This is a genomic window from Streptomyces sp. NPDC005808 (genome assembly GCF_042871385.1).
Lineage (GTDB): Bacteria > Actinomycetota > Actinomycetes > Streptomycetales > Streptomycetaceae > Streptomyces.
This window is the reverse complement of sequence record NZ_JBIAIK010000001.1, coordinates 434255-446362: the sequence shown is the minus strand read 5'-3', so window position 1 is coordinate 446362 and position 12108 is coordinate 434255. Positions and strand designations below refer to the sequence as shown.

Annotated in this window: 9 protein-coding genes; 3 read left to right on the top strand and 6 right to left on the bottom strand. The window is 67.0% G+C overall.

What is annotated here, in order from left to right; translation table 11 throughout:
- Window positions 1–295: 295 nt before the first annotated feature.
- Window positions 296–490, bottom strand: a complete 195-nt coding sequence (locus ACFYPC_RS02005) for a hypothetical protein (RefSeq protein ID WP_384388679.1) — start codon at window positions 488–490, stop codon at window positions 296–298.
- 187 nt (window positions 491–677) lie between these two features.
- Here ACFYPC_RS02005 and ACFYPC_RS02000 point away from each other — a divergent pair, with 187 nt between their 5' ends.
- Window positions 678–2798, top strand: a complete 2121-nt coding sequence (locus tag ACFYPC_RS02000) for a prolyl oligopeptidase family serine peptidase (protein WP_388669187.1) — start codon at window positions 678–680, stop codon at window positions 2796–2798.
- 148 nt (window positions 2799–2946) lie between these two features.
- Here the strand turns inward: ACFYPC_RS02000 and ACFYPC_RS01995 are convergent, their stop codons facing one another.
- The 5 genes from ACFYPC_RS01995 to ACFYPC_RS01975 are packed head-to-tail and all read right to left on the bottom strand — an operon-like array spanning window position 2947 to window position 8626.
- Window positions 2947–4029 carry an ABC transporter ATP-binding protein gene (locus ACFYPC_RS01995; RefSeq protein ID WP_388669184.1) on the bottom strand — a complete coding sequence of 361 codons (1083 nt, stop codon included), beginning with the start codon at window positions 4027–4029 and terminating at the stop codon, window positions 2947–2949.
- Window positions 4010–5005 (bottom strand): ABC transporter ATP-binding protein, encoded by a 996-nt coding sequence (locus ACFYPC_RS01990; RefSeq protein WP_388669181.1) that lies wholly within the window; start codon window positions 5003–5005, stop codon window positions 4010–4012. The genes ACFYPC_RS01995 and ACFYPC_RS01990 overlap by 20 nt, the downstream gene beginning before the upstream one ends.
- Window positions 5006–5010: 5 nt before the next feature.
- Window positions 5011–6024: an ABC transporter permease gene (locus tag ACFYPC_RS01985; RefSeq protein ID WP_388669178.1), complete on the bottom strand. Its 1014-nt coding sequence runs from the start codon at window positions 6022–6024 to the stop codon at window positions 5011–5013.
- The gene (locus ACFYPC_RS01980) at window positions 6017–6940 is read right to left on the bottom strand and encodes an ABC transporter permease (protein WP_388669175.1); all 924 of its coding nucleotides are present in this window, start codon (window positions 6938–6940) and stop codon (window positions 6017–6019) included. The genes ACFYPC_RS01985 and ACFYPC_RS01980 overlap by 8 nt, the downstream gene beginning before the upstream one ends.
- 54 nt (window positions 6941–6994) lie before the next feature.
- Window positions 6995–8626 (bottom strand): ABC transporter substrate-binding protein, encoded by a 1632-nt coding sequence (locus ACFYPC_RS01975; RefSeq protein ID WP_388669172.1) that lies wholly within the window; start codon window positions 8624–8626, stop codon window positions 6995–6997.
- A gap of 536 nt (window positions 8627–9162) precedes the next feature.
- Here ACFYPC_RS01975 and ACFYPC_RS01970 point away from each other — a divergent pair.
- Both ACFYPC_RS01970 and ACFYPC_RS01965 read left to right on the top strand, forming a co-directional pair.
- A complete protein-coding gene (locus ACFYPC_RS01970; RefSeq protein WP_388669169.1) occupies window positions 9163–10191 on the top strand; it encodes an ABC transporter permease in 1029 nt (342 codons plus the stop codon).
- A gap of 74 nt (window positions 10192–10265) precedes the next feature.
- Window positions 10266–12020, top strand: coding sequence for an ABC transporter substrate-binding protein (locus tag ACFYPC_RS01965; RefSeq protein WP_388669166.1), 1755 nt, complete (start codon window positions 10266–10268; stop codon window positions 12018–12020).
- Window positions 12021–12108 lie beyond the last annotated feature (88 nt).

Below are 12108 nucleotides of genomic sequence, written 5' to 3'. Positions count from 1 at the left end.
CAGCCTCGGAACATCCTGGTGACAGCCGTTGGAGCTGGTACAGATCTGCCAGTCGTCGCCATCGGCGGAAGTCGCGGCCTCACGGCCGCCGACGCACGCACCGCTTCTACGCAGAACGGTCACGGCAAAGCCGATCGTCCACACTCTGTCTGTCCACGCGCCGCCGCCCCAGCCTTCGCTCGTCCCGGATCCGTCAGCTTACGGAGCCGGACGTCATGAAGCAGCGGAACGGGATGGTCAGGTGCGGACCCCGGCCGGCCTCGCGTCGCCCGAGAGGCTCTCGTCGCCGCGCCGGTCAGAAGTTGATGCTGCCGATCATGCCCGCGATGTTTGTGGTCACCTCGCTGATCGTGGGAGCGACCGTCGAGGAAGCGAGATAGAACCCGAGCAGGACACACACGATGGCGTGCGGCGCCTTCAGTCCTGACTTCTTCACCAGGATGAAGACGATGATCGCCAGCAGCACCACCGCCGAAATCGAGAGTGCCACGGCGGTTCACCTCCAAAGATCCCAGGGACACGGGTCCGGTGTGGGGGTCGGACATGAGGGGTCGGTAAATCCATACGGCAGCCAGCGGGTACATACCCACACAGCGCTAGTGATCATAACTATCCGTACGCGCGCATCGATCGGCGCACGGCCGCACAAGGGGGCGCATGGCCAATATGGTCGGGGCATGATGACCGAGCCCCTTTCCTTCCCCCGACAGCACGCGCGTACCCAGCGGTTCACGCTCGGCGCGCCGCGCGCCTTCGCGGTGGCCCCCGATGGTTCCCGGGTCGTGTTCCTGCGTTCGCGCTCCGGTACGGACCGGGCGAATCTGCTGTGGGTACTCGACGTGGCGGACGGCACGGAGCGCGTCGCGGCCGATCCTCAGGCGCTGCTCGGAGGCGTCACAGAGCATCTGTCGGCGGCGGAACGCGCACGCCGCGAGCGCAGCCGCGAGGGCGGTGCCGGGATCGTCGGCTATGCCACCGACACGGCAGTGGAGTTGGCCTCTTTCGCCTTGTCAGGGCGGCTTTTCACGGCCGAGCTACGGGCCGGCACCGCACGCGAACTCCGCGTCCCCGGACCGGTGATCGACCCGCGCCCCTCGCCCGACGGACGGCTCGTGGCGTACGTCTCCGGGAGCGCCCTGCGAGTCGTCGGCGCCGAGGGCGAGGGCGACCGGGCACTCGCCGAACCGGAGGCGGAGACGGTTTCCTATGGATTGGCTGAGTTCATCGCGGCCGAGGAGATGGGGCGTTCGCGCGGCTTCTGGTGGTCGCCGGAGGGGGACCGGCTGCTCGTGGCGCGGGTCGACGACGCGCCCGTACTCCGCTGGTGGATCTCCGACCCCGCACAGCCCGGACGCGATCCGCAACAGGTCGCGTATCCGGTGGCGGGAAGTGCCAACGCGGACGTACGGCTCTACGTCATCGATCTCGACGGGGTGCGCACGGAGGTCGTGTGGGACCGGGCGCGGTACCCGTATCTCGCGCATGTGCACTGGTCAGAGGCTGGTGCGCCGCTGGTTCTCGTGCAGGCGCGGGACCAGCTCAGCCAGCTGTTCCTGGCGGTGGATCCGGACACCGGGGCGACCCGGATGGTGCACGCGGACGAAGATCCACAATGGCTTGATCTTTTCCCCGGCGTGCCCTGCTGGAGCCCCGCCGGGCAGCTCGTCCGCGTCGCCGACGAGGGCGGCGCGCGGGTGCTCGCGTTCGGTGAACGTCCGCTCACAGGACCGCAGTTGCACGTGCGTGCGGTGCTCGACGTGACGGACGACGAGGTGCTGATCTCGGCGTCGGCGGGCGAGGCGGCGGCCGCGCCGGAGATCGGCGAGGTGCATGTGTACCGGGTCAACGAACTCGGTTTGGAGCGCCTCTCGCAGGAGCCCGGCGTGCACTCGGCGGTGCGCGCCGGGGGCGTTACCGTGCTCGTCTCGGCGGTACTGGACCAGCCGGGCGCCCGAGTTCAGGTACTGCGCGACGGAAAGCGACCGTCGACGATCACTTCGTACGCCGAAAGTCCCGGTCTGTCCCCGCGCGTGACTCTTACACAAGGGGGCGCACGGAAAATCCCATGCGCCGTGCTTATGCCTACGGACTACCGCGGCGACACTCCCCTGCCCGTCCTCATGGACCCCTACGGCGGTCCGCACGCCCCCCGGGTGCTGGCCGCGCACAACGCGCACCTCACCTCGCAGTGGTTCGCGGACCAGGGTTTCGCGGTCGTCGTCGCGGACGGCCGGGGCACCCCGGGCCGCTCCCCCGCCTGGGAGAAGGCGATCAAGAACGACATGGCCGCGGTCATCCTCCAGGACCAGATCGACGCTCTCCAGGCACTCGCCGAGACCTTTCCGCTGGATCTGACCCGAGTCGCCATCAGGGGCTGGTCGTTCGGCGGCTATCTGGCGGGGCTCGCCGTGCTGCGCCGCCCGGACGTGTTCCACGCGGGCATCGTCGGAGCCCCGGTCACCGACCAGCGGCTGTACGACACGCACTACACGGAGCGCTACCTGGGCGACCCGAACACCCGCCCCGAGGTGTACGCCGCGAACTCGCTGATCGACGACAACGGCCTGGTGGCCGCCGCGGAGCCCGCCCGTCCCATGATGATCGTGCACGGCCTCGCCGACGACAACGTGGTGGTGGCCCACACCCTCCGCCTGTCCTCGGCCCTGCTGTCCGCCGGCCGCCCGCACGAGGTCCTCCCCCTGTCAGGCGTCACCCACATGACCCCCCAGGAACAGGTCGCGGAGAACCTCCTCCTGCTCCAGGTGGACTTCCTGAAGCGGTCACTGGGGCTGGCGTAGGTACGGCAACGGGCCGGGAGACATGGCGCTCCCGGCCCGTTTACGGCACCCGCACGGCCGTACGTTGTTCAGACTGACGGGTCCGTATATCGGGTCCGCGTCCGTGAAGTTGCCTGCGTGTAAACGCGATTGGTGCACATTTGTGCGGCTATGCCGCCCCCTCCGTGGGGCCCTCCGGCGGCACCACCTGCTTCTCCTCCGCGAAGTGACAGGCCGAGTCGTGCGCGGCCGGCCCCTCGGTGAGCCGGAACTCCGCGGGCACCGCGAGCAGCGGTACCTCCAGCGCGCAGCGCTCCTGCGCCTTCCAGCAGCGGGTGCGGAAGCGGCACCCTGACGGGATGTTCGCCGGGGAGGGCACATCCCCGGCGAGGATGATCCGTTCGCGGTGTTCCCGGGCCTCAGGGTCGGGCACGGGCACGGCGGAGAGAAGTGCCTGTGTGTAGGGGTGCGTCGGGTGGTCGTAGATCTCGGCGTCCCTGCCGGTCTCCACGATCCGCCCGAGGTACATCACGCCGACCCGGTCGGAGATGTGCCGCACGATGGAGAGGTCGTGCGCGATGAAGACGTACGACAGATCGAACTCGTCCTGGAGTCTGTCGAGCAGGTTGATCACCTGCGCCTGGACCGAGACGTCGAGCGCGGACACCGGCTCGTCCGCGACGATGATCTCGGGGCGCAGCGCCAACCCCCGTGCGATACCGATGCGTTGGCGCTGTCCGCCGGAGAACTGATGCGGATAGCGGTTGATGTACTCGGGGTTCAGCCCGACCACGTCGAGCAGTTCCTGGACCTTCTGCCGCCGGTCGCCCTTCGGCGCGACCTCGGGGTGGATCTCGTACGGCTCCCCGATGATGTCGCCGACGGTCATGCGCGGGTTGAGCGAGGTGTACGGGTCCTGGAAGACCATCTGGATGTTGCGGCGTACGGCTTTGAGGGCCTTGCCGGACATCTTGGTGATGTCCTCGCCCTTGTACTTGATCACCCCGGCGGTCGGCTTCTCCAGGTTTACCAGCATTTTCGCGACGGTGGACTTGCCGCAGCCGGACTCGCCAACGATGCCGAGGGTCTCGCCCCGGTCGAGGTGGAAGTCGACGCCGTCGACGGCCTTGACGGATCCGATCTGCTTTCTGAAGACGATGCCCTGGGTCAGCGGGTAGTGCTTGACCAGCCCGCTGACCTCAAGAAGCGCCTCCGTGGCTGCCGGTGTCGCCTCAGTGGCTGCTTGTGTCATCGAGGCACTCCCTCCAGAAGAAGCAGGCGCTCCTGCGGGGGCCGTCAGGACTGTCGACCTCCGCGAGCGGGGGCACGTCGGTCCGGCAGACGTCCTGGGCCATCGGGCAGCGGGGGTTGAAGGCGCAGCCCGGCGGGATGCGCATCAGGTTCGGCGGCAGGCCCTTGATGGCGTAGAGCTCCTGGCCCTTCTGGTCCAGGCGCGGGATCGACTCCAACAGGCCTTTGGTGTACGGGTGCGCGGGGGCTTTGTAGATGTCGTGGACCGGCGCCGACTCGACGATCCGGCCCGCGTACATCACGGCGATCCGGTCGGCGACGTCCGCGACCACGCCGAGGTCGTGGGTGATGAGGATGAGCCCCATGTGTAGTTCGCGCTGCAACTCGGCCAGCAGGTCCATGACTTGGGCCTGGACGGTGACGTCGAGGGCGGTGGTCGGTTCGTCGGCGATGATCAGGGCGGGTTCCAGGGCCAGCGCCATGGCGATCATGATGCGCTGGCGCATACCGCCGGAGAACTGGTGCGGATAGTCACGTACGCGCTCGGCAGCGGCCGGGATCCGTACCCGGTCCATCAGCTCGACGGCTTTGGCGCGGGCGTCCTTCCTGGACATCCCGCGGTGCACGGTGAACATCTCGCCGAGCTGATCGCCCACGGAGAGCACCGGGTTGAGGGAGGACAGCGCGTCCTGGAAGATCATCGCCATCTCGGCGCCGCGGACCTTGCGCCGCTCCTCCTCCTTGAGTTTCAGCAAGTCCCGGCCCTGAAAGAGGACTTCACCGCCGGTGATCTTCCCGGGGGGCACGTCGAGGATGCCCATGATGGCCTGTGCGGTCACCGACTTGCCGGAGCCGGACTCGCCGAGCACGGCGAGGGTCTCGCCCTCGTCCACGCTGTAGGTGACCCCGTTGACGGCCTTCGCGACCCCGTCCCTGGTCCTGAACTCCACGTGCAGATCGCGCACTTCGAGCAGCACGGCCGTCACCTCAGCTTCGGGTCGAGGGCGTCGCGCACCGCGTCGCCGAGCATGATGAACGCCAGGACGGTGATCGCGAGGGCTCCGGCGGGCCACAGGAGCATGTGCGGGGCCTGCCTGATGTAGGCGGACGCCGAGGAGATGTCGATGCCCCAGGAGACCGTCGGGGGCTTCAGGCCGACACCGAGGTAGGAGAGCGTCGCCTCCAGCGCGATGTACGTGCCCAGCGCGATGGTCGCGACGACGATCACCGGCGCGACGGCGTTCGGTGTGATGTGCCGCAGCAGCAGCCGTGAGTTGGAGGCGCCGAGGGCTCGGGCGGCCTGGACGTAGTCGTTCTGCTTGGTGGTGATGACGGAGCCGCGTGCGATGCGGGAGAGCTGCGGCCAGCCGAGCAGCACCATGAACCCGATGACCGGCCAGACCGTGTTGCTCGTCACCACGGAGAGGAGGACCAGGCCGCCAAGCACCACGGGGATCGCGAAGAAGATGTCCGTGATCCTGGACAGGACCGAGTCCCACACTCCGCCGAAGAAGCCGGCGAGCCCGCCGAGCACCGACCCGAGGATCGCAACCCCGAGCGTGGCGCAGACACCGACGGCGATCGAGACGCGGGTGCCGTACACCGTCCGCGTGTAGACGTCGCAGCCCTGGCCGTCGAAGCCGAAGGGGTGGCCCGGCTGCGAGCCCTCCTGGGCCTTGGCGAGGTCGCAGCTGAGCGGGTTCCCGGAGGCGATCAGCGAGGGCCAGAGCGAGATGACCACCAGGAAGAGGATGACGAGCCCGGAGACGATGAAGACGGGGTTGCGGCGGAGATCACGCCAGGCGTCGGACCACAGCGAACGGGCCTTCTCCTGCGGTCCCGTGCCGTCCGGCCCGCCCGGAGTCCGTTCCAGGGTCTCCCCCTCGCTCGTGGCGAGGTCCATCGCGCCGCCCATGCCCGTCGCGGCGATCGCGCCGTCCTCCGGGGCGCGGCCACCGCCCGACATCCACGGCTTCGGCGGCTGGGGTTCAGGCATAGCGGATCCTCGGGTCGAGTACGGCGTACAGCAGGTCCACGAGCAGGTTGGCGACCAGGAACACCAGGACCAGGACGGTCACGAAGCCCACGACGGTCTGTGTGTTCTGGCGGAGAATCCCCTGGTAGAGCTGGAAGCCGACGCCGTGGATGTTGAAGATCCGCTCGGTGACGATCGCGCCGCCCATGAGCGCGCCGATGTCCGTGCCGATGAAGGTGACCACGGGGATGAGTGAGTTCCGCAGCAGGTGCTTGGTGATCACCCGGCGCCGGGGCAGGCCCTTGGCGATCGCCGTACGGACGTAGTCGGACCGTTTGTTCTCCGCGATGGAGGTCCGGGTCAGCCGGGTCACGTAGGCGAGGGAGACGGAGGCCAGGACCAGGCCCGGGACGATCAGTTCGCCGAATTCGGCGTCCGAGGAGACCGACGGTTTGATCCAGCCCCACTCGACGCCGAGCAGCAGTTGGAGCAGCAGGCCGGTGACGAAGGTGGGCACCGAGATGACGACGAGGGTGAACAGCAGGACGCCGGAGTCGACGGGCCGCCCGCGGCGCAGGCCGGTGATGACGCCCAGCGCGATGCCGATGACGATCTCGATGACGATCGCGACGATGGTGAGCCGGATGGTGACGGGGAAGGCGGTCGACATCAGTTCGGTGACCGGCTGCCCGTTGAAGGCGGTGCCGAAGTCGCCGGTGAAGACGTTGCCCATGTAGGTCAGGTATTGCTGCCACACGGGCTTGTCGAGGCCGAACTCCTTCCTGAGCTGGGCGGCGGTGGCGGGGTCGCAGGCCCGGTCTCCGCACAGGCCGGCGATGGGATCGCCCATCACGTTGACCATCAGGAAGATCAGCAGGGTGGCGCCGATGAAGACCGGGATCATCTGCAGCAGGCGCCGGATCACGTACCGTCCCATGAGGGCTCCGGAGGTAGAAGAGGGCGGCCCCTTCGAGGGGCCGCCCGGCGCGGCTCAGTTGACCTTGATCTCGTTGTAGACGGGGACGCTGAACTGGTTGAGCGCCACGTTGGAGACCTGGTCCGAGTAGCCGGCGCTGCCGTTCTGGTACCAGAGCGGGATGGCGCCCATGTCGTCCCGCAGGACCTCCTCGGCCTGCTGGAAGAGGTCCACGGCCTTGGCACGGTCCGTCTCGGCGTTCGCCTGGTCGACGAGTTTGTCGAAGTCCGGGTTGGTCCACTTGCCGTCGTTGGACGAGGCGTTGGTGTAGTACAGCGGCTGGAGGAAGTTCTGGATCAGCGGGTAGTCCATCTGCCAGCCGGCCCGGAAGGGGCCCGACATCTTGTCCGAGGTGATCTGGTCGCGGAAGTCGGCGAAGGTGCCGACGGGGTTGCCGACGCAGGCCTTGTCGTTGCCCATCGCGTTGTTGACGGAGTTGCAGACGGCGTCGACCCACTCCTTGTGCGAGCCGGTGTCCGCGTTGTACGAGATCTTGACCTGCCCGCCGGGAAAGCCGCCGCCCTCCTCGATCAGCTTCTTGGCCTCGCTCGGGTTGTAGTCGCAGGCGTCACCGCACAGCCCCTCCTTGAAGCCGCCGTCCGCGCCGAGCACCGGTGAGGTCCAGTCGGAGGCCGGAGTGCGGGTCTTCTGGAAGATCGTGTCGGTGATCTGCTCACGGTTGATCGCCATGGACAGTCCCTGACGAACCTTCTCCATCCCTGCTTTGTCCCAATTCTTGTCATAGAACGGGAAAGCGAGCGTCTGGATGATGCCGGCGGGCGTATTGATGTACCGGTCACCGAGGTCGCTCTGCACGTTCTTGAGCTGGGAGGCGGGCACGTCATCGACGAGATCGAGGTTGCCGGCCATGAGGTCGGTGTAGGCGGTGTTGTTGTCGGTGTAGACCTTGAGGTCCACGCCGCCGTTCTCCGCCTTGTCCGTGCCGGAGTAGCCGTCCCACTTCCGCAGGGACATCTGCGAGCCCTTGGTGTACGAGTCGATGGTGTAGGGCCCGTTGCCGATCGGCTTCTTCAGCCAGTTCGCGTGGTCGTCGAAGAACGCCTTGGGCAGTGGGGAGAAGGCGGCGTAGCCGAGGGTGTCGGGGAAGGTCGAGAACTTCTGGTTGAGCCTGACGGTGAAGGTGTTGGTGCCGGTGACCTTCAACCCGGACAGGGTGTCGGCGCTCTGCTTGCTGCCGTCCTCGGGGTGGGTCTTGTCGTACCCGTCGATGTACCCGAAGAAGTACGCGTTCTTCTGGTTGTTCTTGAGGCTGGCGCCGTAGTTCCACGCGTCGACGAAGGACTGCGCGGTGACGGCCTCGCCGTTGCTGAACTTCCAGCCGTCCTTGATCGTGACCGTGAAGTTCTGCGAGTCCGTGGTGTCGATCTTGTCGGCGAGCATGTCCTCGGCGGCGCCGGTCTTGGCGTTGTACCGCTTCAGCCCGCGGAAGACCATGTCCAGGACCTTGCCGCCCTGCACCTCGTTGGTGTTGGCCGGTTCCAACGGGTTCTGCGGGTCTCCCCACGAGGAACTCACGACTCCGGTGCCGTCGCCGCCGCTGTCACTCCCTCCGCCCCCACAGGCGGTCGCCGCGAGGGCTACCGCGGCCGCACATGCGGCCCATTTGGCGTGCGTGGCTCCACGCATGGAGTGCCTCCTCAAGAGTGCGCTGTGCCGTCGGCGCCGGGGCGTTCGCTGTCGGCTCCGGTGCGCTGTGCCTGTAGCGCTCAATATCAGCCCATAAATGGCATATCGCACATTCGGCCCACTCTTTCGAGTGGAAGCGCCAGCCATATGCAGGCACGCCGGAATCTGACACTCCGGCTGCCGACGCACCGGACGCCGACACCCCGGACGGTCGGCGCAATGGATCTTCACAGTTCGATGCGAAACCGTTGGATCGCGTCCGTCGGACGTCCGCCGGATGTACGCATTCCGAGACTCCGGCGTCCGCATATCGAACCTCTTGCCCGATTAGGGCAGTTGGTCCGTTTCTGGACACGGATCGGCCACGGCACGCTACACGCGTAGTTATGCCGAAGTCAGGTCGAGGCAAAGACAGTAAAGACAAAACCAAGGGGGGTCGGATTTTATTGACCTTGCATGAATTGCGTTGAAAAAGTCCGGCGTAGCCCGTAGGGAGCGCCCTGCGGAGCCCTTGACCCCTTCGGGCACGGAGCACCATGACCCTCCCTACTCCTTCCGCGGCCGCCCCGCTTGAGGTGACCGACGAGAGCATCGAGAAGTCGACGCCCTCATCCATCCCCAAGGGCTCCGAGAGCCGCTCCCCGGGGCGACTCGCCTGGAAGCGGTTCAAACGCGACCGCACGGGCGTCATATCCGCCTACATCGTGATCTTCTTCTTCACGATCGCGATCTGCGCCCCGCTGATAGCGAAGCTGTACGGCAAGAACCCCTACACGACGTACGCCAGCCAGCGCCCGGAACTCCTGGACGCCTTCTCCTACCCGGCCGGAGCGAACGGCGGGATGAGCTCGGAGTTCTGGTTCGGCATCGAGCCGCAGCTGGGCAGGGACGTCTTCACCTACCTGCTGTACGGCATCCGGACCTCGCTGGGTATCGCCGTGGCCGCCACCCTGCTGACCACCGTCGTCGGCGTGGTCGTCGGCACCACCGCGGGCTATCTGGGCGGCAAGACCGACTATCTCGTCGGCCGGATCATCGACATCGTGCTGTCGTTCCCGTCCACGTTGTTCTTCATCGCCTTCATGCCGGTCGTGTACGGGCTGTTCGTCGCCCCCGACGACAACATCCCCACCTCTCTGCGGGCCGCCGCCCTGATCCTGGTCCTCTCCTCCTTCGGCTGGGCCTCCATCGCCCGACTGCTGCGCGGCCAGGTACTCGGTCTGCGCGAGCGGGAGTACATCGAGGCGGCCAAGGTCACCGGCGCGTCGCCGCGGCGCATCGTGTTCAAGGAGCTGCTGCCCAACCTGTGGACGCCGATCCTCATCCAGTCCACGTTGATGCTTCCCGCGTATGTGACCTCCGAGGCCGCCCTGTCCTTCCTCGGCGTCGGCATCACCGACCCGACCCCGGACTGGGGCGTCATGATCCAGCGCGGCGCCCAGTTCTATACCGAGGACCTCACCTTCATGCTCTTCCCGGGCTTGTCGATGGTGATCTTCGTCCTCGCCTTCAACCTGCTCGGCGACTCGGTGCGCGACGCGCTCGACCCGAAGTCCAAGCGGTAGCCACCCCGTTCCACCCGGTCGTTTCAGGCGGCCGGCCCATCCGTTCCGAACGTCCTCACAAGGCAGGTTCACCCATGTCTTTCTCGCGTAGAAACTTCCTGATAGCCACCGGTGTGGTCGCGGCCTCGGCGTCGGTGCTGACCGCATGCGGCGGCAGTGACACCAAGTCGGCCAGCAAGGTCCCCTCGGTCAGCGGCTCGAAGACCCAGGAGATCCCGGTCGGCACCAAGGCCGACTCGACCGGCCCGGCGCCGGAGGTCACGGGAGCGGTCAAGGGCGGGACGATCTACTCGCTCGACCAGTTCGACATGGACCACCTGGACCCGGCGCAGATCTACGTCTCCACCGAGGGTGCCATCACGCGGCCGATCCTCCGCGGCCTCACCGGCTACAAGATCGACGACAAGGGCGGCGCGACCCTGGTCGGCGACCTCGCCACCGACGCCGGCACCATGAAGGACGGCGGCAAGACCTGGTCCTTCACGCTGAAGGACGGCATCAAGTGGGAGGACGGGACGGACATCTCCCTGGACGACGTCCGCCACACCTTCGAGCGCCTCTTCGCCACCTTCGTCACCGAGGGTCCCCGCTACGTCCAGCAGTGGCTGGTCGGCGGCGACAAGTACACCGGGCCCTACGACGGCAAGTCCCTCGACTCCGTGGAGACCGACGGCAAGACCGTCACCTTCCGCCTGACCGAGGCGCGCGCCGACTTCAACTTCACGCTCGCCATGCCGGGCTACGGACTGGTGAACAAGAAGAACGACACCAAGGAGGACTACGACAAGCGTCCGTTCTCCTCCGGCCCGTACAAGATCGGCAGCCGCAGCGTCGGCAAGTCGCTGACCTACGTGCGCAACGATCACTGGGACCCGGCGACCGACTCGATCCGCAACAACTACCCGGACAAGTTCGTCTTCCAGTTCGGCTTCGAGCCGCTGGCCTCCACCGACCGCTACATAGCGGACTCCGGCAACGACCAGTACGCCATGTCGATCTTCAACGAGGTGGCTGCGGAGCGGATCGCTCAGGTCCTCACCAACGCCACGCTCAAGAAGCGCGTGCTCACCGAGGTCGACACGGTCACCTACTACTGGCCGATCAACACGACCCGTATCAAGGACGTCAAGGTCCGTCAGGCCATCAACTGGGCCTGGCCGCACCAGCAGTTGCAGACCATCCGCGGCGGCGCCTCCACCAGCGAGCTGGCCACCACGATTCTCTCGCCGGTGACCCCGGGCTACCAGAAGTTCGACCTGTACGGCGTGACCACGAAGCCCGGCGGCGACCCGGCCAAGGCCAAGGCGCTGCTGAAGGAAGCCGGCAAGGAGGGCCAGAAGCTGGTCATCGCCTACCAGGCCTCCGACAACGCGCAGAAGCAGGCCGTCGCGATCAAGAACGCTCTGGAGGCGGCCGGCTTCACGGTCGTCAACAAGCAGATCGACAAGTCGACCTTCTACACCCAGATCGGCAAGATCGACAACGGCTACGACCTGTTCGCCGCGGGCTGGAGCCCGGACTGGCCGAACGGCTACTCGGTCTTCTACCCCTGCTGGAGCGGCGAGAACATCGGCGACGGCCGCAGCAACTACGCCCAGCTGAACGACGCGAGCGTCAACAAGGCGATCAACGCGGCCTCCACGATCACGGACACCGCCGAGGCGAACAAGGCCTGGGGCAACATCGACCGCCAGATCATGGAGCTGGCCGCGGTGGTCCCGGACTACCACTCCATCCGCAACTGGATGCACGGCTCCAAGGTCGGCAACGTCGTGTACGACAGCGGCAACACCTGCGTCGCGCTCACCAAGCTGTACGCCATGAAGTAAGCCGTACGACCTGGGGGGCGGCCGTTCGCCCGGCCGCCCCCTCCGGCCCTCACCCCTCCACGCCCCCGGCGACGGCGCCCCGTCCGGA